Source organism: Chloroflexus sp. (genome assembly GCF_056331925.1).
This window is the reverse complement of the sequence record NZ_JBWGQH010000001.1, coordinates 109,222-132,274: the sequence shown is the minus strand read 5'-3', so window position 1 is coordinate 132,274 and position 23,053 is coordinate 109,222. Positions and strand designations below refer to the sequence as shown.

The 23,053-nt window shown below is 54.3% G+C and carries 18 protein-coding genes; 16 read left to right on the top strand and 2 right to left on the bottom strand.

The features are described from left to right. The first annotated feature begins 10 nt into the window (after positions 1-10). Positions 11-1,735 (top strand): GAF domain-containing protein, encoded by a 1,725-nt coding sequence (locus tag AC01ZF_RS00565; protein ID WP_476575024.1) that lies wholly within the window; start codon positions 11-13, stop codon positions 1,733-1,735. Further along, positions 1,713-2,309, top strand: a complete 597-nt coding sequence (locus tag AC01ZF_RS00560; protein WP_424674971.1) for an anthranilate synthase component II — start codon at positions 1,713-1,715, stop codon at positions 2,307-2,309. The genes AC01ZF_RS00565 and AC01ZF_RS00560 overlap by 23 nt, the downstream gene beginning before the upstream one ends. A 71-nt stretch (positions 2,310-2,380) precedes the next feature. Here the strand turns inward: AC01ZF_RS00560 and AC01ZF_RS00555 are convergent, their stop codons facing one another. Then, positions 2,381-3,088, bottom strand: coding sequence for a DUF6483 family protein (locus AC01ZF_RS00555; RefSeq protein ID WP_424674972.1), 708 nt, complete (start codon positions 3,086-3,088; stop codon positions 2,381-2,383). Positions 3,089-3,246: 158 nt separating this feature from the next. On the opposite strand from AC01ZF_RS00555, the gene AC01ZF_RS00550 reads away from it, so the two are divergent. Genes AC01ZF_RS00550 through AC01ZF_RS00540 form a run of 3 tightly spaced genes read left to right on the top strand, consistent with a single transcriptional unit; the run spans position 3,247 to position 5,570 of the window. After that, positions 3,247-4,005, top strand: a complete 759-nt coding sequence (locus AC01ZF_RS00550; protein WP_424674973.1) for an SDR family oxidoreductase — start codon at positions 3,247-3,249, stop codon at positions 4,003-4,005. Positions 4,006-4,049: 44 nt separating this feature from the next. Further along, on the top strand, positions 4,050-4,370 hold the full coding sequence (locus AC01ZF_RS00545; RefSeq protein ID WP_476575023.1) for an MGMT family protein: 321 nt from the start codon (positions 4,050-4,052) through the stop codon (positions 4,368-4,370). Positions 4,371-4,376: 6 nt separating this feature from the next. After that, positions 4,377-5,570 (top strand): MFS transporter, encoded by a 1,194-nt coding sequence (locus tag AC01ZF_RS00540; protein ID WP_424674975.1) that lies wholly within the window; start codon positions 4,377-4,379, stop codon positions 5,568-5,570. A gap of 20 nt (positions 5,571-5,590) precedes the next feature. Here AC01ZF_RS00540 and AC01ZF_RS00535 read toward each other — a convergent pair whose 3' ends face one another. Beyond that, positions 5,591-6,445: an alpha/beta fold hydrolase gene (locus AC01ZF_RS00535; protein WP_424674976.1), complete on the bottom strand. Its 855-nt coding sequence runs from the start codon at positions 6,443-6,445 to the stop codon at positions 5,591-5,593. Between the two features lie 184 nt (positions 6,446-6,629). Between AC01ZF_RS00535 and AC01ZF_RS00530 the strand changes: the two genes are divergently transcribed. From AC01ZF_RS00530 to AC01ZF_RS00480, 11 genes are all read left to right on the top strand, one after another. Continuing rightward, positions 6,630-8,519, top strand: a complete 1,890-nt coding sequence (locus AC01ZF_RS00530) for a polysaccharide deacetylase family protein (protein WP_428111090.1) — start codon at positions 6,630-6,632, stop codon at positions 8,517-8,519. Then, positions 8,492-10,393, top strand: coding sequence for an ABC transporter permease (locus tag AC01ZF_RS00525; RefSeq protein WP_424674978.1), 1,902 nt, complete (start codon positions 8,492-8,494; stop codon positions 10,391-10,393). The genes AC01ZF_RS00530 and AC01ZF_RS00525 overlap by 28 nt, the downstream gene beginning before the upstream one ends. Continuing rightward, on the top strand, positions 10,390-11,616 hold the full coding sequence (locus AC01ZF_RS00520) for an ABC transporter ATP-binding protein (RefSeq protein ID WP_424674979.1): 1,227 nt from the start codon (positions 10,390-10,392) through the stop codon (positions 11,614-11,616). Before AC01ZF_RS00525 ends, AC01ZF_RS00520 begins: the two co-directional genes overlap by 4 nt. Beyond that, on the top strand, positions 11,613-13,463 hold the full coding sequence (locus AC01ZF_RS00515; protein WP_424674980.1) for a glycosyltransferase: 1,851 nt from the start codon (positions 11,613-11,615) through the stop codon (positions 13,461-13,463). Before AC01ZF_RS00520 ends, AC01ZF_RS00515 begins: the two co-directional genes overlap by 4 nt. Then, entirely contained in the window at positions 13,460-16,438 is a 2,979-nt protein-coding gene (locus AC01ZF_RS00510; protein ID WP_428111096.1) for a glycosyltransferase, read from the top strand. The genes AC01ZF_RS00515 and AC01ZF_RS00510 overlap by 4 nt, the downstream gene beginning before the upstream one ends. A gap of 14 nt (positions 16,439-16,452) precedes the next feature. Beyond that, positions 16,453-16,980, top strand: a complete 528-nt coding sequence (locus AC01ZF_RS00505) for a hypothetical protein (protein ID WP_476575022.1) — start codon at positions 16,453-16,455, stop codon at positions 16,978-16,980. A gap of 14 nt (positions 16,981-16,994) precedes the next feature. Further along, positions 16,995-18,068 carry a glycosyltransferase gene (locus AC01ZF_RS00500; RefSeq protein WP_424674983.1) on the top strand — a complete coding sequence of 358 codons (1,074 nt, stop codon included), beginning with the start codon at positions 16,995-16,997 and terminating at the stop codon, positions 18,066-18,068. A 153-nt stretch (positions 18,069-18,221) separates the two neighbouring features. Continuing rightward, positions 18,222-20,294 (top strand): FG-GAP-like repeat-containing protein, encoded by a 2,073-nt coding sequence (locus AC01ZF_RS00495; protein WP_476575021.1) that lies wholly within the window; start codon positions 18,222-18,224, stop codon positions 20,292-20,294. 95 nt (positions 20,295-20,389) lie between these two features. Then, the gene (locus tag AC01ZF_RS00490) at positions 20,390-21,421 is read left to right on the top strand and encodes a GDP-mannose 4,6-dehydratase (RefSeq protein ID WP_424674985.1); all 1,032 of its coding nucleotides are present in this window, start codon (positions 20,390-20,392) and stop codon (positions 21,419-21,421) included. A 58-nt stretch (positions 21,422-21,479) separates the two neighbouring features. After that, a complete protein-coding gene (locus AC01ZF_RS00485; RefSeq protein WP_424674986.1) occupies positions 21,480-21,887 on the top strand; it encodes a hypothetical protein in 408 nt (135 codons plus the stop codon). Next, entirely contained in the window at positions 21,884-22,954 is a 1,071-nt protein-coding gene (locus AC01ZF_RS00480; protein WP_424674987.1) for a glycosyltransferase, read from the top strand. Before AC01ZF_RS00485 ends, AC01ZF_RS00480 begins: the two co-directional genes overlap by 4 nt. The last annotated feature ends 99 nt before the right edge of the window (positions 22,955-23,053 follow it).

The following is a 23,053-nucleotide window of genomic DNA, read 5'->3' as shown; positions in this document are numbered from 1 at the left end:
GAGGTATACCATGACCGGCCAAGACTCGCGGTTCCATCGGTATTTGGCAATTGTGCAGCGGGCAAATCAGATTGCTATAAGTACAGAACTTGACGAACTGCTCGACCGTTTGCTCGACTTGATTATCGAGATTACCGCATCGGAAGCCGGAACGTTATACCTCTACGATGCGACAACCCACGAACTCATTTTTAAAGTGGTCAAAGGTAGTCCGGCCGGTCAGGCCTTGATCGGTCGTCGGCTACCGGTAGATACCGGTATCGTCGGTTATACGTTGCAGCAACGTCAGCCGCTCTTCGTACATGATGTTGCGAACGATCCGCGTTGGAATCGGTCGTTTGGCGAAATGGGTGTGTTGACGTTGCGTACCATGTTCTGTGTTCCCCTGCTGCTGCGCGGCGAACCGGTTGGGGTGGTACAGGTCTTTAATTTACCGCCTGAGGCAGTGGATGACGACGAAGAGATGGCCTTGATTGAGCTATTGACTTCACGGTTAGTGACCGAGGTCGAAAAAGCGCGTCTGTTGGAAGATTCGTGGCGACGTGAGCGCCGACAGCAAGCGTTAGTCGAGATTGTATCGCAGTTGACAGCTACCCTCGATCGCGATGAGCTGTTGCGCCGGATTATGAACTATGCGTGCGATTTACTTGACGTTGAAGCGGCATCGATCTGGCTGATCGACCGTGAACGCAACGATCTGGTCTTACATGTTGCCGGCGGTAGACATAGTGAGCGGGTGGAATCGTTACGGGTTCCGCAGGGGCAAGGGATTATTGGCCACGTCATCGAAACCGGCGTGACGGTTGTGGTGAACGATGTACGTCACGATCACCGGTTTTATCAAGGGCTGGATCAGCGTAGTGGGTTTCAAACTCGTGCAATTCTCTGTGTTCCCCTCCGTTCACCCCGGATTGTGCTCGGTGGCGAGCGTGGTGAAATAGAGGGAATGATTATCGGTGGCGCTCAAGCCCTCAATCCACGTGATAACCGGCCCTTCGTTGCTGAAGATATTACACTGTTTCAGATGTTGGCGTCGCAAGCAGCAACGGTGATCCGACTGGCCGAACTCTACCGTGAAACCGATAACCTGTTTACCCGGATTATTGATGCGATTACCGGTGCTATCGATCTAAAAGATCCGTATACCCGTGGCCATAGCCAGCGGGTGAGCGATTTTTCGGTGGCGATTGCTCAAGAGTTGGGTCTGCCACGCGATCAGATTTATCAATTGCGTGTGGCGAGTAAACTCCACGATGTCGGTAAGATTCGGGTGCCCGATCATATTCTCAAAAAACCGGGTCGTCTCGAAGAAGCAGAATTTGCCGAGATGCGCCGGCATCCGCTGTATGGAATGGAGTTCTTGCGTGATAATGGCCTACTCGAACTGGAACTACTGCGCAATTCTTGGTCGGCACTCGCTCATCATCACGAGCGTCTCGATGGGCGCGGGTATCCACAGGGGTTGAGCGGTGAAGCGATCGGGTTGTTTGGCCGAATCGTGGCCGTCGCCGATGTGTTTGATGCGCTGACCAGCCATCGCCCGTACCGTCCACCGATGGCGGTTGATGAGGTTTTAGCGCTGTTGCGCCGTGGGGCCGGGAGTGAGTTTGATCCTGCATGCGTCGAGGCGTTGATCCGGGCTCGTGAAAAAGGGCTTATTTTGACGCAGGATGAACGCGATCGAGCTGGGGCATCGGCAAAGGAGCATTCCTATGAACGTTTTGTTAATCGATAACTACGATTCGTTTACCTATAACCTCTATCAGTATCTGTGTGAATTGGGTGCGACGGTTGATGTCGTTCGGAATGATCAAATCACAGTTGCCGAGGTGGCGGCGCGTCAGCCTGACCGGATCGTGATTAGTCCCGGACCATGTACGCCTGCTGAGGCAGGGATCAGCGTTGATGTGATCCGCGAATTGGGTAGCTCCATTCCGATCTTAGGTGTTTGTCTGGGCCATCAAGCGATTGGTGCTGCGTATGGTGGTGTAGTCGTGCGCGCGCCATTCGTGATGCACGGGAAGCTGTCGCCCATTTATCATAACGGGCAAGGTGTCTTTGCCGGCTTGCCGTCGCCGTTTATGGCGACCCGCTATCACTCACTGATTGTCCGTCGTGAGGATCTTCCCGCTGAACTGGAAATTACGGCCTGGACGGAGGATGGGCTGATTATGGGTATGCGCCATCGTTCGTTTCCGGTTGAGGGTGTGCAGTTCCATCCTGAATCGATTATGACCGAGGGTGGTAAACAGATGCTGGCCAATTTCTTGTCCAGTGTGCCGGTGAGTGCAGGGAGTGGTGAGGATTAGGACACGGATTCACACGGATGTAACGGATCTGCACGGTTTTCGCGATCCGTGGTCATCTGTCAAACTCGTGTTTATCCGTGTTCTAATTCTTTTGGGCAGGTTACGCCATCGGCGGGTGGGCCGGCTAGCGCAATGCGATCAAGCTCAGCGTACCCGGCCAACGCCTCGGCCCGCGATAGGCCGGCGGCGGCGAGCTCGGCATCGCTGCGGGCCAGCAGCCGTTGATAGAATGATTGTGCCGTTGCCAGCCAGTGCAGCGGCTCACGCGTCAACAATTCATGCACAAGGTCTTCACTGCGCGCGAGATCACCTTGCCGCTCGCACAAAGTGAGGAGTGCAGCTAGCGTGGGAGCGGGCACGACGTAATCGCGCAGCAATCCCAATAGGTCGGTATAGGTTGGAGCGTATTCCGGCAATGGCTCCGGCGCTGCCAGCGCGCATTCAATCACCACTTGCAACGCCAGCAAGGCGCGCGTGGCGGCGGCGTCTTCCTCCCCATCATCGCTGAGCAGGCGTGCTTCGATGGTGAGCAGCGCAGCGAGGTATGCACCCTCGCTCCACCAATCCTCATTCTGGTTGTGAAACCGCAGTAATGCCAGCAATTGCCGATCGCTTAACGAGGCTACGTGATCGCTCCCAATACCTAATCGATCACGGTAGGCGTTGTCAATCGCAATCCGCACGAACGGCGATTTGCCGTCGCGGTAGAGGCCGAGAATGTGGCGGATAATCGCGCCGAATTGGGCGATCATGCGCAAGATGTAATCGTCGCGGTACATAGGGGTAATGTACCTAAACAATGGTCGGTTGTCAAACGTACTTGGCTGCGAGTGAGGTTGAGAGTTCGCAATGGGTTTGATCTGGTCGCACCGCATAACCGCGCGGTCGTAGCTTATGGTATGATACATCTCGCAGAGATTGGCTAGAGGAGGATACGATGGAGTTACCCTTCATTGGGAAAGTCGCGTTGGTGACAGGCGCGGCAAGTGGGATTGGGCGCGCTTCGGCGTTGGCCTTTGCGCGCGAGGGGGCAAAGGTGGTTGTGGCCGATGTGAATGTCGCCGGCGGTGAAGAGACGGTTGCGCTATGCCGCGCTGCAAATACCGATGCCATCTTTGTACGCTGCGATGTCTCACAGAGTAATGAGGTTGAGCAGTTGATTGCGCAAGCGGTTGATACCTTTGGGCGGATCGATTTCGCTCACAATAATGCCGGTATCGAAGGTGTACAGGCTATGTTGGTCGATTATCCCGAAGAGGTGTGGGATCGTGTGATCGATATTAACCTCAAGGGTGTCTGGCTCTGTATGAAATACGAGATCCGACAGATGCTGCAACAGGGTGGTGGAGCAATCGTGAATACATCATCGGTTGCCGGCTTGTCCGGTTCACGCGGTGTATCCGCTTACGTTGCCAGTAAACACGGGATCGTCGGGATTACCAAAGCTGCGGCGCTTGAGTATGCCCGCAGTGGCATTCGGGTCAACGCGATTTGTCCTGGTACCATCCATACCGCGATGATCGACCGCTTTACCCAAGGTGATCCTGAAGTGTTGGCCCAATTCGCCGAAGGTGAGCCGATTGGCCGGCTTGGTTCACCGGAAGAGGTCGCGAACGCGGTAGTCTGGCTCTGCTCTGAGCAGGCGTCATTTATTACCGGCGCGACGCTGCCGGTTGACGGTGGCCGTTTAGCGTAAGTGTCGTGGTGGGTAGCCTTTGGTACCCACCATCATCTTCGATCATGACCGATCCGGAATCATCTTACGCTGCGATTTATGCTGTGGTACAGCGCATTCCACCGGGGCGCGTTTGCACTTATGGCCGGGTTGCCGCACTGGCCGGTTTGCCCGGTCAGGCGCGTCTGGTTGGCTATGCCCTGCATGCCCTGCTTCGACAGAGTGTCGTGCCGTGGTGGCGTGTGATTAATCGCAGCGGACGGATTAGCAATGTGTACGCTGCTGATGAGCAGCGGGCGCGTCTGCTTGCCGAGGGTGTTGATGTCGATGAATCGTATCTTGTTGATCTCGACCGGTTTTTGTGGACGAGCGACGATGTGGAGTAGCAGGCGATGACCATCGCAACCGCTGCGGCTACTCGCCGTTGGCTAATCCCGTTGTACATCGCCGGTGTGATCGTCTTCTCCGACATGTACCTGACGCAGCCTATCTTGCCCCAATTGTCGGCTGAATACGGTATTGCACCGGCCACCGCCGGCCTCAGTGTATCGGTGGTGGTGGTGATGATTGCACTTGGGTCGTTGGCCGTCGGTCCGCTGAGTGATCGCTGGGGACGCTGGCCGGTGATGGTTGGGAGTGTGCTCGTGCTTAGCCTCCCGACATTGCTCTGTGCATTAGCACCATCGTTTGGGATGTTGCTGGTGGGGCGTGCCCTCCAAGGTGTATGCATTCCTGGTTTGACGGCAGTAGCAGTGGCCTACCTTGGTGATCGCTTACCTGCCGCTGAGTTAGGTCGTGCGGTTGGGAGTTGGATTGCGGCGAATGTGGCCGGCGGATTGAGTGGTCGGGTTGTGGGCGGTCTGATCAGCGATAGTTGGGGGTGGCGGGCCAGTTTTATCGTCTTTGCCGGGCTAACGTTGGCGGGTGGGTTCAGTCTCTGGCTAAGTTTACCGCGTGATCGCCCTGTGGCCGGTGGTGGTTGCGGGCAAGCCTATCGGGCAGTGGTGACGCATCTCGCCGATCGTCATCTGCGCAGTGCGTATCTGATCGCCGGATCACTATTTTTTGGCTTTCTCGGCATCTTCACCTATCTGCCGTACTACCTCAGCGCACCACCCTTTACCCTCCCACCGGCTATTGTTGCGCTGGCCTACGTAAGTTATTTGGCCGGAGTGATCGTCTCACCATGGGCGGGGGGACTCTCGGCGCGTTATGCCCGCTCGCGTCTAATCACCATCGGGTTGCTCATCGCTATGGGTGGCATTGGATTAACCCTTTTCCCTCACCTGCCGTTAATTGCGATTGGCTTATGGACGTTGTGTAGCGGGATGTTTATTGCCCAAGGTGTGGCTCCGGCCCTGGTGAATCAATTAGCCCAACACGCGAAAGGCGCGGCGAGTGCGCTGTACTTGGTTGCCTATTATCTTGGTGGAACCCTCGGTGGCGTAATTCCCGGTCTTGGCTGGCAGATCGCCGGTTGGCCGGGAGTCACAATTATCTGCCTGAGCACCTTGGCACTCGCTTTGGTGGCGACACGCCGGTTGGCGATGTTTGAATTGCACCGACATCATCGTTCAGCGGCATAATCGCCTTGTTGCCGACGAACTCACTTCTCCTGGAGAAACGCTAGCACCAACTGATGGAAATGATCGATAGCTTCAATCATTGGGAAATGACCACAGTTGGGAATTATCTCGAGCCGTGCATGCGGCAAGACACGCTTTGCTTCATACGCACACTTAACCGGGAAGAGGCGATCTTCCTTGCCCCAAATGATGAGCGTCGGTTGACGAATCTCGGCAAGACGCGGCCATAACCCACTTCCATGCAGATCGTTCGCATCGTAGAAGCGACTCAACGAGACCATCGTATTGCGAATGGCCGGGTCACTCAACGTTTTGTGCCCACGCGCCACCAACTCAGGAGTAATATAGCGGTCGGGTTGGGCAAAAGCAGCACGCAACTGCATGTTAACCACGAATGGGACGGAAGAAAGCGCTGCTATCGCTTCACCAAGGAACGGCAACGAACCGCCTTTACGCATAAAGAGTGGTAATCGCATAAAGCCTTCACTATCGACAATCACCAGTCGCTCGACCCGGTGTGGGTGGAGGATCGTTGTCGCCAGTGCGTGTTTGCCACCCATTGAGTGTCCAATCACGGCTGTGTGTTCAACGCCAAAGGCTGTCAGCACGCCAGCATTCAGGTCGGCGTAGCGACGTAGCGTATAGACTGCTCCCCCTGGTTTATCCGATGCACCGAAGCCGAGCGCATCGGGTGCGATAGCGCAATATCCGGCAGTTGCCAATGTCTGTATCGTTGGAATCCAATCGTCGGCGCTGACAACAAAGCCGTGCAATAACAAAACCACCGGTCCCTGGCCGGCGGTCAAGACTCGTAAGCGAAAACCATCAACCGTGACGAACCGCTCATCGATTGCCGCCGTTGCCGTTGTTTGCATATGTTCACTCCTCAATGTCCATAGGAATGCGATGTGGGCTGCATCGTATGTACTCTTGCCACTTTAGCAAAGATATGCCAATGTGTCACGGTGAAACCCGGCAACAATTGGTGAAGATATTGTGGTACAATGCAGCCGCGCGGTAGATGACTACCGGCAACAATACCATACGACAGTTGATCGCATGATTTCACGCCCGTTTGCATTCGGCGCCATCATCTTCTCGTTCATTATTGGTGCAGTTGGTGTCTTCCTCTTCATCAGTCAGCGGCTCGACCGTTGTACTGCACTACCATTGTTCGATCCCAATCTGTTACCAAATGCGCAGTTTGCCGTTCCCGGCGAGGTAAGTGGCCTCCCTGCCGGCTGGAGTCGTGGCGCCGGCGGGGTTGAAGTGCATGGCCCGGCGGTTGATGGACAGGGCTTTGATCTTGATGGCGATGGGCGTGGTCTGCAATTGATCGGTATTGCCAACTACGCGCAAACACCGCCGATAACGGTAGAACCGGGTGTAACCTACTGTTTCACCGTCGCTGCGCTCACCGATTCGATGTTGCGTTCGGCTACACGTGCGCGGCTCGTATTTGAGTGGTATGACCAGCGCGGGGAGCTGTTCCGGCAGGCAGTGACTGCGTGGCAACCCGTTGTTCTGTGGACACCCGACCGACCACCGGCGAGTTGGTCGACGATCGGGGGGGCTGTCCGGGCGCCGGAACCGGCCCGTGTCCTGCGAGTGCGGATCGAGCCGTCGTCCGACGATCGCATCTACCTCGATATGCCACGTCTACAACGTGGTGGGGCATCATTGCCAATCGCCGAATCGTCCGAACCGACATCACTGCTCCAGATTGCGCTCTGGCCGGAAGGGTATCAGGCTGCCGTGGCCTTCACCTTCGATTGGGAGACGGCAATGGGTGGGCTGGTCCATTCGCGGTCGGTTGATGATCCGCGCGCCGATGAAGACCCGGTGATGCGGGGGATGCGCATGCGTACCGGCGTAGAAACCAGCATGGCTATCTTTGCCCGTCATAACGTGCGCGCGACGTACTATGCAACCGGGTACAATTTTCTGATGGGGAACCGGGAACAACGTCGGTTTATGGGCGATCCGGTGTTTCCATGGGCATCGGTGGCTAACGGTTGGCGGAGCGACCGCTGGGTGACGCATCGGTGGTTTGGCGATGACCCTTACGGCACCGTTGCTACCGACCCGGCGTGGTATTTTGGCGATCAGATTGAGCCGTTGTTGGCTGCCGGGCACGAAATTCAGAGTCATACCTTCAGCCACTTATACGGTGGTTATGCTGATGCCGCCACGTGGCGGGCCGATCTCGAAGCGTGGAATACGGTTGCTGCCGAACGCGGTGTTGGCAATGCGCGCTCGTTGGCCTTCCCGTGGAGTAGTAGTGCTGGGATGAGTGATGCAAATTGGGATGTCATCGAGCAACTCGGGATTCGCTCGGTAACCCGCCTCAGCGACTATGGTCCTTACAACCTCTTTCCTACCGATGAACAGGGTCTGGTTCGTAATCCACAGTGCCGCTGGTTGCCGGGACGTGAAGGCCGCATTCTTGCATGTCCTGACTTTTATCTCACGCCGGATCGGGCTGAGATGGCGATTGTCCAGATTGAGCGGGCAGTTGCTGTCGGCGGTATGATCGATATCTGGGCACATACCGAGGAAGTGACGAGCGTCGCTCAACAAACCGCGTGGGAAGATGTGGTATCCTATACCGTCAGGCGTGGCGATGTCTGGGTCGCACCGCTGAGTGAGATCGCTCATTGGCAGATCGCGCGAATGTCGCTGTCGATTACTCCGGTAACCACTACGTCTGCAGATAGCTTCGGGTATGGCAATGGTGAGCCGGCGCAGCGGTATCACCTATCGAATCTATCCCCCTACGATCTGGTAGGACTGATGATCAATCTGCCTTCAGATACTGCTGCGGTAGCCATCGATCACAACATCATATCGCGTACACAGTGGGAAGCACGAGGTTGGTTACGGATCGATCTGGCAGCCGGTCAGACCATAGAGGTGACAATGTGGCCAACACGATCAAACAGCCGCTAAAGCAGGCAACGGGCTGGAGTGCCGTCGGTGCGGCATTAACGGCGCGGCGTGGTGCATTGGCGTTATATCAGTGGTTATGGCTCATCCTTTGCATCGCCGGTGCGTTAAGTATGGCCGTTCCGCCGATTTTAGCCCGCCCGATTCTCTATTATGCCGATGCCACTGTACAGTTCGATCTAGCGCGCTATGGCCCCATCTACCAGCCGGTTGCCCCAAATCTGACAGGGATTGATATTGCGATTACCGATGCTACCGAAGCGCTACGCCTCGATGCGTTGGCCCGCGCTGATGTACGTCTTGGCCGACCTGATTTTCGGGTAGAGTATCTACCCCAAACTCCCGGTGAGGTGATAGTGCGCGGTATCGCCGGTAATGCCGTTGAAGCAAAGGCACTGGCCGATGCCGGTGCGGCCGAGCTGGTGCGTCAGATTAGGGCTGCCGGTGGCCGCGAAATCTTGCGCAATATGTTGGGCTGGCAATTGTGGCAAGCGCTTAACGGCCAAATACCGGCCCCCAATGATCGCTTTGCATGGTTGTTGCGCGATATTTTGCGTCTCGAAGCTTTGCCACTCTCTCGCCCGATTGAACCGTTCAGTACACCGCGCACTTTGGCCGAACTCTCCGGTGAAGAAATGAGTGATGTGACGCGGGCTCTTGAGTCGCGTTACGATCTCTGGCGGTTTGCGATTAATACCCGCAACGCAACGCTCGATGCGCTCTGCGCGAGTACGGGGTTGACCGATACAGCGACTCGTGAAGCAGCATTACAGACATGCGCCGCTGATAATCCGGCGGCCGCTGCTGAACTTGCCGCGCGTGATCGGACGATTGCTCAACTCCGCACGATTGAGGCGGCCATTCAATTCCTGATTCGTGATGCCGGCGCCCGCTTTGATGCCGATCAGGTGAGTGCGGCCTTCCGCGTGCCGGCAGCTTTGCCAACTGCGCCCGAACCGCGCTATGAGTGGCCACTGATCGCACTGGCAGCGCTTGTCGGTACGATGTTGGGTGTTGGTGGGATTGCCTTCGACCGGAGCGCCGGGGTGTTGCCGAAGTTGCAAGAGCTGTGGCAATACCGCGAATTGATCCGCAATCTGGTGCTTCGTGACCTACGCGCTCGTTACAAAGGTAGTACTCTCGGTTATCTGTGGACGCAGCTTGCGCCGTTGGGCATGATGATGGTGTACGTCATCGTCTTTAGTTTTCTGCTGCCTAACGGCATTGCGATGTTTCCGGTGTTTGTGATTGTTGGCTTGCTGCCGTGGAACTATACTGCTGAAGCAGTTCTTAGCGGTACACGCAGCATCATCGACAATGCGGCACTGGTCAAGAAGGTCTACTTTCCGCGCGAAGTGCTACCACTCGTGGCAGTCGGTTCAAGTTTGCTGAACTTCATCCTCTCGCTCCCGATGATGTTTCTGGTGATCTTGGTTGTTCAGCTCACCACGCTTGGCCGGCTCAACCTGAGTTGGAGCATTGTCTATCTGCCGGTCATCATGGCATTGCAGACGATTTTTCTCGCCGGATTAGCCCTTCTGCTCGGCGCCGGTGCCGTCTTCTTTCGCGATGTGGTACATCTCATCGGTATTGTGATCAACATCTGGTTCTTCCTTACCCCGATCATTTATCCGCTCAGTACGATTAGCGAAGGGGTTGCGGCGCGGGTGATTCGCTGGCTCAACCCATTAGCCTCGATTATCGAGTTCTACCGCGAAATCATTTACGGTAATACCGTGCCGGTCGGTCTGATCCCGACGCCGGGAGTGCCGGCGCTCGGTGCTCTGCTGCGCGTTGGCGTCACTGCGCTGATTGTGTTGGCAGTGGGGTACTGGGTTTTCCAGCGCACCAGTCGCCATTTTGGTGAAGAGTTATGAGTATCGTGATCGAGTTTGATAGGGTCTCGCGTCAGTTTGTACGGCGCCAACAGGCTTCAACCATTCAAGAGCGGTTCGTGGGACTGATCCGTGGTCTTCCGCCGGCAGAGGTGTTTTGGGCAGTGCGTGACGTGAGCTTTGCCGTCGAAGAAGGCCAAAGTGTTGGTTTGGTTGGTCACAATGGCGCCGGCAAAAGCACGATCCTCAAATTGATGACCCGTGTGCTTGAACCGACGAGTGGCCGAGTGACAACCAGTGGACGAATCGCAGCATTGCTTGAGCTTGGGAGCGGTTTTCACCCCGAACTGAGTGGGCGGGAAAACGTCTTTCTCTACGGCTCCCTGATGGGCTTCAGCCGTAAGGAAATGATGCGCAAGCTCCCGGAAATTATCGAGTTCTCGGAAATCGGCCCCTTTCTCGATACGGAAGTCAAACACTACTCATCGGGTATGTATACCCGGCTCGCGTTTGCTGTGGCGACGGCGGTTGATCCCGACATCCTGATCACCGATGAAGTATTGGCCGTTGGTGATGAGGCATTCCAGCGCAAGTGTATCGACCGCATTTACGGTTTTCGGCGCGCCGGGAAGACGATTGTCTTCGTGTCACATGCGCTCGGTGTGGTACGCTCGCTCTGCGATGTCGCTGTTTGGCTCGATCACGGCGAGATGAAAGCCTTTGGTCCGGCGCACGAAGTGGTTGATGCCTACCTTGCCGATGTGAATGAGCGGGAGCGAGCTGAGTTTGAGCAGCAAGAACGCGAACTCCCCGATGATGTACGTGAACGGATGCGGCGTGGCACACGCGAAGTAGAGATTACGCGCGTGCAGTTACTCGACCGGAATGGTCAAGAGCGGATTACGTTTCGTACTCACGAACCGCTGACGATACGTATTCACTACGTTGCCCACGAACGGATTGAGTATCCGGTATTTGGAGTCGGGATTAATCACGAGAGTGGCCCGTGGTTAACCGGACCCAACACCGGTTTCGACCGATACCACATACCTTTCATTGATGGACCTGGTCAGATCGATTACCATATTCCACGTTTACCATTGTTGGGCGGTAGATATTTAGTGAGTGCTTCGGCCACCGACTGCACGCAGTTACACGAGTTTGATGTTCACGACCGTATGTACCCGCTCGTTGTACACAGTGATGGGGTTAGCCAGCGTTACGGCATGCTCTTCATCGATGGAAGTTGGAGCTGGCATGGATGAGCACACTGTTGATCATCGCTCATGATGTGATCGGTCGGCGGATGGCCGGGCCGGGGATTCGGATGTGGGAACTGGCGCGAGTCCTGGCGCATACGCTACCGGTGACCTTGATCGCACCACATCCGATTGACTTACCACCAACCGCGGGTGTAACATATGGTCATTATCGGTGGGGAGAAGCCGCGAGTCTTGTCCCCTACCTCGCGACCGCTTCCATCGCACTTATCAATGGTTTTGTCGCTGCCGCTCACCCGGAAGTATTGACGTATGCGGGACAGCTAATCATCGATCTCTATGATCCGGTAGCGTTCGAGAATCTGGAATTGTTTCGCCGCCATCCGATGGCTGAGCGTCGGTACATAGCCGAACGCGATGTCGCACTCTTGCGTGACTTATTACGGCGCGGCGATCATTTTCTCTGTGCTACCGAGCGTCAGCGAGATTTGTATATCGGTGGCTTGTTGGCATTGGGCCGCTTGACGCCGGAGCTTGTTGATACCGATCCCCTGCTGCGCCGTCTGATCGACGTTGTGCCCTTCGGCGTGAGTGATGATCCACCGCAGGCGAGTGGTCAACCGGCGTTGCGTGGTGTACTCGACGATCTTGGCCCCGACCACGAGATTATTCTGTGGAGCAGTGGGTTGTGGGACTGGCTCGATCCGCAGACGGTGGTGCGGGCAATGCTACAAGTGTTGGCAACAGTCCCTAACGCACGACTGGTGTTTCTTGCCGGGCAGCACCCCGGTTTGGGCTATGAGATGCATACTCCTCAACAGACACGTCAGCTCGCCGCTGAACTCGGTTTGCTGGGCAAAGGCGTCCACTTCTACGAGGAATGGATCCCTTACGAGCGACGGGCGGATTTTCTGCTCGAAGCGACGGTTATGGTATCATTACACCGCGAGCATCTGGAGACACGCTACGCTGCCGTGCGGTCGCGGGTGCTCGATCATTTATGGGTCGGTCGTCCGAGTATTCTGAGTGCCGGAGATGCCGCAGCCGAGTTGATCGCCGAGCATCATGCCGGAGAAGTTGTTCCGGTCGGTGATAGTGATGCGGTAGCCGCTGCGCTCATTTGTTTGTTAACCGATCCGCAGCGTCGGATGGTGCAGGGCACTAATGCGGCTACATTGGGTCAACAATTGCGTTGGTCAAAGGTTGCACTGCCGGTGTTGCGGATCGTGCGACATGCAGTTGAGCAAGCCGGTCTCCAGCAATCGATGCCGTCAGTGGTAGCAGTAAGTAGGGTCGAGCCGCTCCAGAAAAATCAGCAACACTACGGGCAAGCAATGGAAGACAATCTTAACCGCATTCTTCATGAGCGAAACGAGCTCATCAAGGCGTTGGAGTCGCTGTGGAGCGTCAATCTGCCGATGGCTACACCAACGCCGTTGGCAACTATCCGGCAACAAATACAGCGTCGATTAGATGGTTCGCTTGAGCAGCGAATTGCGACACTGGCAGCGCAGCAGCGTGATTTCAACGGAACAGTCGTGAATGTGTTGTATCGGTTTGCCAGTGCATTAGATGTGTACATGAGTCGTGCAAATGAGCAGTATGCTGCATTAATGAACCAGCAGCAGATTCACAATCAGAATGTTGCAACTCATTTAGCATCGTTAACGCAGCAGCTTGTTGAATTGAGACCGCTCGTCCAAGCGATGCAACAAGCCTTGCAAACCCTGCAGTTCAATCTACAAATCCTCCATGAGGACAGTGAACGATTACGGGATACATTGCCGCCGTTGCATCAACACGTCATCGATCTTGAACAGCGTATACTTGATCTTGACGAGATGCAGTCGCAGATAATCGAGCAAATAAGCCGTATACTCGATATTGTATGAATACCAAGATTGTTATTCCGTTATTTCAAGGTGCTGCGTATATTCACAATTGTTTGCAATCTCTGCAAGAACAGATCAATCTCACTAATGTGATCGTTGTGAATAACGGTAGTACTGACGCCGGCCCGACAATTGTACGAGAGACCTTCCCGAAAGTAACGTTGATCGACGTTCCAAAACAGCTTGGCTTTGCCGGAGCTGTCAATATCGGTATCCGTGCGGCATTAGCCGAGGAACAGCGACCGGAAGTGGTGATTGCCTTAAATCAAGACACGATGGCCGATCCCCACTGGCTAGAGGGGATGTTGGTACCCTTTGACGATCCGACGATTGGTTTGGTCGGTAGCCTTGCTCGTTTTCCCGACGGTCACATTCAACATGCCGGTGGTACCTTGATCGAACCGTTGTGGTATGGGCGCAATCGCCAAGCACTCACTGAAGATACGCCACTCGATTATCTGGCTGGTTTGGCTTTGGGCATGCGAGTAGCGATGCTCGAACAGATCGGGTTGTTCGATGAAGCATTCTTTCCGGCTTATTTTGAGGATGTCGATCTGTGTTTACGGGCCAAGACTGCCGGATGGCGTATCGAATTGGCTGACTCGGCGACATTGGTTCATCACGAGGGAGCCTTGACACAACAAGGTCGACGACACACACATATTATCGAAAGGCAACGTTGGCGTCTATTGTTGAAACATCGTTCACCTGATGAACTTCATCAGCTAGTTTTTCCGGCCGAGCAAGTGCAGCTCCATGAACGAGCTTCGTTAGGAATGAGTGATGTTCTACGCTCGGCATATGCTCATGCATTGCTGATGTTGCCGATGATTGCTCGCCAAAGGGGGTGGAGTACGACCGATACCGAATTGATTCGGACGAAGTTGGTCGCATTGCGCACCGATGCAATAACGATTGAGCGCAAGACACGTATTGCCGGTTTGCAGGCTGCGCTGCAAACGCATCTGGTTCCGGTAAGGGATTTATCTTCGGCTGCGGAACAGGTCAGTTCATCGGCTACCGTTGATAACAGCCATCATCTCGGTACCGATATGCAACTCAATTCCCATCCAGCAACGCAAGCCGAGCCGCCGACTACTCAAGAAGTATCCGTTCCTCAGGGCAAATCGTTTACTCCCGGCAAACGTCCGCCAGTTGCGATTGTTGTGTTAACGTGGAATGGTTTGGCGGTTACCCAGCGCTGTTTTGCGAGTTTACGGGCCAAGACGCGCCACGTTCCCTATCGTCTGATTGTGGTTGATAACGGTAGTACCGATGGGACGGTTGAGTGGCTGCGTGACCAACCGGATGTGACGCTGATCGCTAATTCCGAAAATCGAGGGTTTGCTGCCGGCGTGAATCAAGGGATAGCAGCAGCGCCGCCCGATCATGATGTGCTCCTATTGAACAACGATACTGAGATTATCGAGGAGACATGGCTCGACCATCTCCGCACTGTTGCTAATGATCATCCTGACTACGGTATTGTAGGCTGTTTACTCCTCTTCCCAAATGGATTGTTGCAGCATGCCGGTACATATATGCCCCAACATAATTTCTGGGGGTATCAAATTGGGGGTGGCGAACCTTTTATCGGCCAGTATCCGGGGATACGTGAGGTTGAGGGGGTAACCGGTGCTTGCATGTACATCCGTCGTGATGTGATCGAGACGATCGGTGGGCTGGATGAGACCTATTTTTCATACTACGAAGACACCGATTACTGTCTACGAGCGATGCAAGCCGGTTTCAAGGTTGTCTGTACTGGTGGTGCAAAGGTTATTCACCACGAGAACTCGAGCACGCGGCTTAACAATGCTGATTGGTGGCGCATGTTTAGCCACGGTCAGCGAGTGTTTTTGAATAAATGGCGTAACTATTTTCAACGCCAGCGTTATCAGCGTGGTTTGCTCTGGCATTCCCTGATTGCCCACGCTACCGGGTATGCGACCTCATCACGGGAATTTGTACGCGAACTTGACCGGCGCGGGGTTGATGTGCGTTTAGCCTGTATTTTCGGTACCGATTACACCGAACCGCCAACCCGTGATCCACGGCTCGATCAGTTGCGGAATCGTCCAAAAGATACTTCGTTGCCGCAGGTAGTCTATAGCCAAGGTGATGCATTTATTAAAAACAGTGGACGTTATCGGATTGGATTTACAATGCTTGAGTCTGACACCCTACCGGCGGATTGGGTCTATCAGGCTAACCAAATGGATGAAGTGTGGGTACCGAGTCATTTTACGCGCGATGTGTTTATGGCTTCGGGTGTGCGCCGGCCAATCCACGTGATCCCACTGGGGTTTAACCCAAATTATTTTCATCCTCATATCCAAGAGAACAAGCCGGCAAACGTGTTTGTGTTTCTATCGATCTTTGAATGGATTGAGCGTAAAGCTCCCGAACTCTTGTTACAAGCCTACGTGAGTGAATTTACGCGCAGTGATGATGTTGTCCTCGTACTCAAGGTGTTTAATCACGATCCACACTTTAATGTGCAGCAGCGGATCCATGAATTGACGAATCGTTCTCATGCACCTCGTATCGTCGTTCTCTTGAATCAAGAGATTGCCGAGCATCAAATGGGCGGTCTCTATCGGAGTGCTGATTGCTTTGTGTTGCCGACACGTGGTGAAGGGTGGGGGATGCCTATCTTGGAAGCAATGGCGTGTGGGTTGCCGGTTATTGCGACTGATTGGGGAGCACAGCGCGAATTTTTTAATGACCAATTAGGGTATCCGTTGCGTGTTCGCCAGTTAATTCCGGCCGTTGCCCGTTCCCCCTACTATGCCGGTTCGCGCTGGGCCGATCCCGATATCGATCATCTTCGGTATCTGATGCGCTACATCTATGAGCATCCGGCAGAGGCGCAAGCAATCGGGTTACGTGCAGCATCAGTCGTTCATCAGCAGTGGACGTGGGGACATGCCGTTGATCGCATTATGGAACGCTTGGAAACGATTGATCCATAAAGGAGGTGGGTCTAATGAGTGTCTATTGGGTTCGCTTCCAAGGTGATAGCGTGGCAGGTGCGATGAAAGCAATCGCTGATGCTCTGCAACAAGATAATCGCGAGACCGCCCCTGAAGCAGATGCGGTTGCGAGTTCGGTCTCTGCACCACCGTCTATCGATGGCGATGAATATCTCCAGACGAATCTGCACATGATGCAACAGTTGTGGTCGGTCGATCCGTTACGTGTTGAACTCCCGTCTGATCAACGGTTGTTGACCCGGCTACGGGTACATCTTCAGCATTTCATTCGACGTGTAACGCGCTGGTATGTGATATTTCCGTGGTTACAAGCAAATGAGTTCCACGGTGCAACGACCCGCGTGGTGGAATCGTTGCTGGTTCGCCAACAGACGTTACAGCAAGAACTCAATGAATATCGTTATCGTCTACAAGCGATTGAACAACAGGTTCATCTTTTACGCAATGAACTGGCAATGTCACGGCAACACCTGATGGAAGTTCGACAGCAGTTGGCCATATACCAATCTAAATCGGAATAACAGAGCAAGCATTCATGAATCTGCGCGTTATTTGGCAGTCACGTTGGGGATTGCCAATTGGCTATTCTGTAAGTTCTGAAGAGATTGCGCTTCAACTCGATCGGTTAGGAGTCGAGTTGTTCCATCGTCCGACCCCGTGGCATATGCCGTCCGAAATTACTCATCCGCGATTGCAGGCGATTGCGAGCCGTCCGTTGCCGACACATATTCCACAAGTGAGTTACGATCAGGCCGATCTATTCTATACCGAGCATCGCGGCTACCGGATCGGTTATACCATGCTCGAGGTAAATGGCTTACCGTCCGATTGGGTAGCGGCATGTAATCGAATGGATGAAGTGTGGACACCGAGTCACTGGGGTGCCGAGGTGTTTGCCGCTGCCGGTGTGTTTCGTCCGATCTACGTAATGCCGCTCGGCTACGATCCCGATCATTTTAATCCTCACATTCCTAGATATCCGATTGATAACCGCTTCACCTTTCTCTCTATCTTTGAATGGGGTGAGCGCAAGGCGCCAGAACTGTTGCTACGCGCCTATTGTAGTGCCTTTACGTGTCATGATGATGTTCTGCTCGTTTTGCGGATCAATAACTTTGACTCTTCGGTGAGTGTTGCAAAACAGATCACCGAATTACAATTGCCGCCCAATGGGCCGCCGATTGCGATTTTGTATAATCAGTATTTGTCGCGATCACAATTGGGTGCGCTTTACCGTAGTGCCGACTGTTTTGTCCTTACGAGTCGGGGCGAAGGATGGGGATTGCCGATCCTTGAAGCGATGGCGTGTGGTTTACCGGTGATTGCTACTAATTGGAGCGCTCAAACGGAATTCTTGCATGCGGGGGTCGGGTATCCGTTACAGGTGCGCTCGTTGATCCCGGCCGAAGCTAAATGCCCATACTACATTGGTTGGTCTTGGGCCGAGCCAGATTTTGATCACCTCGTTTATCTCATGCGGTACGTCTACGAACATCGCGTTGAAGCCCAGGCAGTAGGTGCAGTAGCAGCGGCTGAGGTTGCCCAGCGGTGGACGTGGCGGCACGCTGCGGAGCGGATCGTGCAGCGTTTGCGGGTGCTGGCCCGGTGATCCTGTTGTCGTGCTTGGGGATGGTAAGGCGTTCATAGTTATCATTCGACAGCTTTCCTAAGTTGGGATAGGACTTATGTAATATAGTAGGCGGCCCAAAGACATGCTTTCATGAAGATCAGAAACTTTTAAGGTTTGTCAATGGGAGGGTATATGATACGGCGCCGCCTTCGCATTATTTTGATCAGCCTATTAGTGTTAAGTGTAGTCCCCGCCGTTACTTTGGCTTATTATCAAAATGCGGTTAATTCGCAACCTGGTTTTACTCATCCTACCAAGCTGCAAGATGATGATACTCTTGCCGGTAAGCCACTTGACGGTGTTCGGATCATTCGTAGCTCACCGGTGGTTGGTAATCTCGATGGTAATCTGAGCAACGGCTTGGAAATTGTGATCGGTGATCGGAGTGGGAAGTTATTTGCCCTTGACAAGAACGGTCAAGTTAAGTGGACGGTACAGGTTGCTACGTGTGCTAATCTCGGAACCGATGACAGTCTCTTGAACGGAGCGCCGACATTGTTTGATATTGATCCGACTCGTCCAGGATTAGAGGTAATCGTTGGGTATGGTACAATTAATCCGCTAAATTGTCCTGGCGGAGTTCGGGCTTACTCCGCGACAGGTCAGGAATTGTGGAATTATCCTATTAACCGGAGCTCCATTAGCAATCATAACGCTGTTATCAATACGCCCTCTGTCACCGATGTTAATGGCAACGGTGATATTATCATTGTTGCTGGTGCTGCCGATTTGTATTTGCACGTGCTGAACAAAGACGGGACGTTGCGCTGGAAATACTTTGCGATGGATACGATTTGGTCATCGCCAGCTTTTGCCGATGTGAACAACGATGGCCGTAAAGAGATTATCGTCGGCACCGACTTCACGCCGGGTCAAGTCTGTAATCCGCACAGCATTACTCCCTTCCCTGAGACAAACTCGTACTACGAAAGCGCACGCGGCTTTCTGTACGCATTTCCGTCCGATCCAACCTTTGTGGCTGACCCAATCTATTGTGCGAAGGATGGTGGAAAAGTGATTGGGTTTGGTAAAGGATTCTTATGGGCAGTGCGCTTCGATCAGCTCATCCTTTCATCACCGGCGATCACTGATTTTGAAAATGACGGTATGTTCGAAGTGGTTGTAGGTAGTGGTTGTTTGTATGGCGGTAATCCCAAACCGGGCAAATGGGTGAAGATCTTTAACGCTGCAAACGGTGTTGAAAAAATGACGCTCAATGCACCGGAATGCGTGGCTTCCTCGCCGGCAATCGGTGATATTGACGGTGATGGGCGGTTGGAGATTGTCGCGTCAGTGGCTTCTGGTGGGTCGAATAACCCACCTGTGCCTACACCACCAACCGGTGGCCGATTGGTTGCGTGGCGGTATGACAATCCGAACCCGATTTGGAATATTGAGGTGCGTGGTGCGACGCAAGAAGGGGCGGATATGTCTGAGCCCTTTAACAATCCACTTATTGCCGACATTGATGGGAATGGCTCGCATGAGGTGCTTATCGTCGTACAAAATTCGGTGATGATTTACAATGGCGCCGGTCAAGAATTGACGGCAAGTTGTCCGACCGGTGGGCAGATAGCGCAAGACTGCAAACTCAGCGGCAAGAAATCGATGTTTATGTGGATGCCGATCCGTAATACACCGGCAATTGCCGATATTGATAATGACGGTAAGCTCGAGATAGTGGTGGGTGGCTCGCATACGAGCTCTGCCGTGTTGAGTATGCAGAATAAAGCCTTCGTGTACGTCTGGCGTGATCTCGAGCAGGTAATCTCGAGTAGCCCCGGCCCGTATCAGCCGTATAGCGCACCTTGGCCCCAATTCCAACGAGATCCGGCCCATAATGGTCTCTTCCGCGCTCGTGGTCTACGGCTTGGGGTTACTTCCCTGAACCTCCTGACCGATGGGTCACAGCCGTCTACCTATACGCTCAGTGTCGGTTCAAACGACGGGACCCCGATCAATGTGACCATTGCCGAGAATGATCCACACAATATCCTTCAGCTGAGCCACACGAACGTTTCGTTGAGCGACGCAACGGCTGGTGTGCCCCTGCACATTACGGTCAATGTGGCCGGGAAGCCTGTTGGTACGTACACTGCCCACATCACGTTCAGTGGTAGTGGCTTCCCCTCAGTAACATTACCAGTAACTGTGCGGGTAGTTAATGAAGTATTTACCACATTTATCCCGATCACTACACGCTAGGTCTGTTTGAGTGGTGTGAGCGGTTGTTCGGTTTTGTTGCCGGACAACCGCTCGTATTGTTATAATGAAGTGGTGACGTTCGCTAGAGACAACCTATGATACCGCGCTCTCTTCATCTCATCACCGGCGGCGCCGGGTTTATCGGTTGTAATCTGGCCGATTATTTGCTGCGCCAAGGCGAAACTGTGACGATTGTTGATAACCTCAGTCGTCCACGCACGCCGCTCAATCTGGCCTGGCTGCAAGAGCGGTATAGCGACCGGCTACGCTTTGTGCATGCCGATATTCGTGATGCGTCGACAATGCAGGCGGTCGTTCCCGGTCACCGAGTGGTATACCATCTTGCCGGCCAAGTCGCAGTGACGACATCAGTGCAAGATCCGCGTAGCGATTTCGAGATCAATGCGCTCGGTACACTGAATATTCTCGAAGCGGCCCGCCTTGCCCCTGAACCGCCGATTGTCTTCTTTGCCTCGACGAACAAAGTTTACGGAGGAATGGAGACGGTTGACGTGGTTGAAGAGGCGACGCGGTATCGCTATCGTGATTTGCCTAACGGCGTACCTGAGTATCAGTTGCTCGATTTCCATTCGCCGTATGGCTGTAGCAAAGGCGCTGCCGATCAGTATGTGCGCGATTACGCCCGCATCTACGGCCTCAAAACGGTGGTCTTCCGCCAGTCATGCATTTATGGTCCGCGCCAGTTTGGGGTTGAGGATCAAGGCTGGGCGGCGCACTTTGCGATCGCGGCCCTGCTCGAACGTCCAATTACGATCTATGGTGACGGCAAGCAGGTGCGCGATATGCTTTACGTTGATGATCTGATCGCGGCGTATATGGCGGCTCTCGAACGGATCGATCGTGTGAGTGGGCGGATTTACAATATTGGTGGCGGACCGCAGAATGCTTTGTCGATTTGGGCTGAATTTGGCCCGCTCCTGAGCCGGTTGGTTGGGCGTGCGATTGAGGTGCGCTACGGCGATTGGCGGCCCGGTGATCAACCGGTCTATATCAGTGATATTACACTTGCTGAGCAAGAATTGGGCTGGAGGCCACAGGTCTCGGTCTACGAAGGGGTCGAGCGGATGGTGAGTTGGATTCGCGATCATCTGCACTTGTTCCGCTGATGCGCGCGTGGTATACATGGAGCATACGGCACTCGAACTGTTGCATGCCGGAGATTATATGACCGCTCAAGGCCCACACCTTGTTCATCCGCATGATGAGGAACCGCTTGCGGCAGCGATTGCGCGCGCCTTGCATAGCTCTGCGGTTGATTATCGTCAGTTTACCGACCTGAGTGAGTTGTTGGCGCGTGACACCTATCTTGCCGAACAGGTACAGGAATTACGGCAGGCATGGGCGATTACGCCACCACCGGCAATATCGGTGATGGCTCGCTTTCGCCGCCGATTGGCGTGGTGGTTGTTTGGCCCGGAACTTGCTCAGATCAATGCGACTCACGCGACTCTCACCCGGATTATCGAGAGCTTGATTGCCCATCTCGATGCCGAACGGACGCTTCGGCAGACCCTGAGCGAACGCGTGGCCGCTCTCGAACAGGGTCACGCTTCGTCTCAACACCACCCATGACACACCTCGTCTGGCATTCGACCTTCGCTTCTCCAACCGGTTATAGCAGCTCGTCACGAGCGATTGTGGCGGCACTCAACGAGATTGGCTTGGCGGTACGCCCGTTGTATCTGTTCGATGCAGATTATGCCGAGCAGGTGTACGGCTCGATCCCGCCGTTGATCCGCTCGCTGCAACAATTACCTATCCGGCTCGACGTGCCACAAGTGGTGTATGGTCGCGGTGAATTGTTTTGTAAAAATAGCGGTGTTTACCGGATCGGCTTCACGATGCTTGAGACTGATCGGTTGCCGGCTCATTGGGTTGAGCAGGCTAACCTAATGGACGAAGTCTGGACACCAACCGCCTGGGGGCGCGAGGTGTTTATCGCTAGCGGCATCACACGACCGGTCTACGTTGTACCATTGGGTGTAGATTCGGCAGTCTTTGCACCCGGCCCGCCACGTCGCGATTTAGGTGATCGGACGGTTTTTCTTTCGGTCTTTGAGTGGGGTAAACGCAAAGGCTGGGATGTGCTGCTGGCGGCCTATCGGGCTGCATTCAGGCCAAGCGATCCGGTTGTGTTGGTGTTGAAGATCGATCATCGTGCTCCTGGTAATCCGCTGCGTGAGCTGGCAGCGGTGCTTGGCGATCACGCACCACCGGTGACCGTCTTCTACAACCAGACCTTCGGTCCGGCACGGATGGCCGAACTTTACCGCAGTGCGGATTGTTTTGTCTTGCCGAGCCGTGGCGAAGGGTGGGGGATGCCGGTGCTTGAGGCGATGGCGTGCGGGGTACCGGTGATTGCGACTGCGTGGAGTGGTCCGACCGAATTCCTTGATGAAACATGTGGTTACCCCTTGCCGATCCGTGGCTTAGTCCCAACCGGTGCAGCGAGTGGTCCTTATGTTGGTGCACGGTGGGCTGAGCCAGACGTTGATGCGCTGATAGAGTTGTTGCGCCGCGTGTATCATTATCGCGACGAAGCCCGTATGCGTGGCGCGCAAGCGGTGATCCGTGCGCGTGAGTGGCCGTGGCAGCGGAGTGCACAGACCATCCTCGACCGGTTGCACGCCATCGGATAGAAGAAAAGGCGCAGAGGAAGCAAAGGCGCAAGGGACGATAAACGCAAAGGTGCGAAGAACGCAAAGGACGCTAAGGTTTTTTGGAAAATGGCAAAAGCG

Coding starts and splice junctions, on each gene's coding strand:
- AC01ZF_RS00480 (WP_424674987.1), top strand. CDS start 21,884: ATGACACACCTCGTCTGGCATTCGACCTTCGCTTCTCCAACCGGTTAT.
- AC01ZF_RS00515 (WP_424674980.1), top strand. CDS start 11,613: ATGAGCACACTGTTGATCATCGCTCATGATGTGATCGGTCGGCGGATG.
- AC01ZF_RS00485 (WP_424674986.1), top strand. CDS start 21,480: ATGACCGCTCAAGGCCCACACCTTGTTCATCCGCATGATGAGGAACCG.
- AC01ZF_RS00560 (WP_424674971.1), top strand. CDS start 1,713: ATGAACGTTTTGTTAATCGATAACTACGATTCGTTTACCTATAACCTC.
- AC01ZF_RS00505 (WP_476575022.1), top strand. CDS start 16,453: ATGAGTGTCTATTGGGTTCGCTTCCAAGGTGATAGCGTGGCAGGTGCG.
- AC01ZF_RS00535 (WP_424674976.1), bottom strand. CDS start 6,445: ATGCAAACAACGGCAACGGCGGCAATCGATGAGCGGTTCGTCACGGTT.
- AC01ZF_RS00540 (WP_424674975.1), top strand. CDS start 4,377: ATGACCATCGCAACCGCTGCGGCTACTCGCCGTTGGCTAATCCCGTTG.
- AC01ZF_RS00550 (WP_424674973.1), top strand. CDS start 3,247: ATGGAGTTACCCTTCATTGGGAAAGTCGCGTTGGTGACAGGCGCGGCA.
- AC01ZF_RS00530 (WP_428111090.1), top strand. CDS start 6,630: ATGATTTCACGCCCGTTTGCATTCGGCGCCATCATCTTCTCGTTCATT.
- AC01ZF_RS00510 (WP_428111096.1), top strand. CDS start 13,460: ATGAATACCAAGATTGTTATTCCGTTATTTCAAGGTGCTGCGTATATT.
- AC01ZF_RS00555 (WP_424674972.1), bottom strand. CDS start 3,088: ATGTACCGCGACGATTACATCTTGCGCATGATCGCCCAATTCGGCGCG.
- AC01ZF_RS00490 (WP_424674985.1), top strand. CDS start 20,390: ATGATACCGCGCTCTCTTCATCTCATCACCGGCGGCGCCGGGTTTATC.
- AC01ZF_RS00500 (WP_424674983.1), top strand. CDS start 16,995: ATGAATCTGCGCGTTATTTGGCAGTCACGTTGGGGATTGCCAATTGGC.
- AC01ZF_RS00495 (WP_476575021.1), top strand. CDS start 18,222: ATGATACGGCGCCGCCTTCGCATTATTTTGATCAGCCTATTAGTGTTA.
- AC01ZF_RS00545 (WP_476575023.1), top strand. CDS start 4,050: ATGACCGATCCGGAATCATCTTACGCTGCGATTTATGCTGTGGTACAG.
- AC01ZF_RS00565 (WP_476575024.1), top strand. CDS start 11: ATGACCGGCCAAGACTCGCGGTTCCATCGGTATTTGGCAATTGTGCAG.
- AC01ZF_RS00520 (WP_424674979.1), top strand. CDS start 10,390: ATGAGTATCGTGATCGAGTTTGATAGGGTCTCGCGTCAGTTTGTACGG.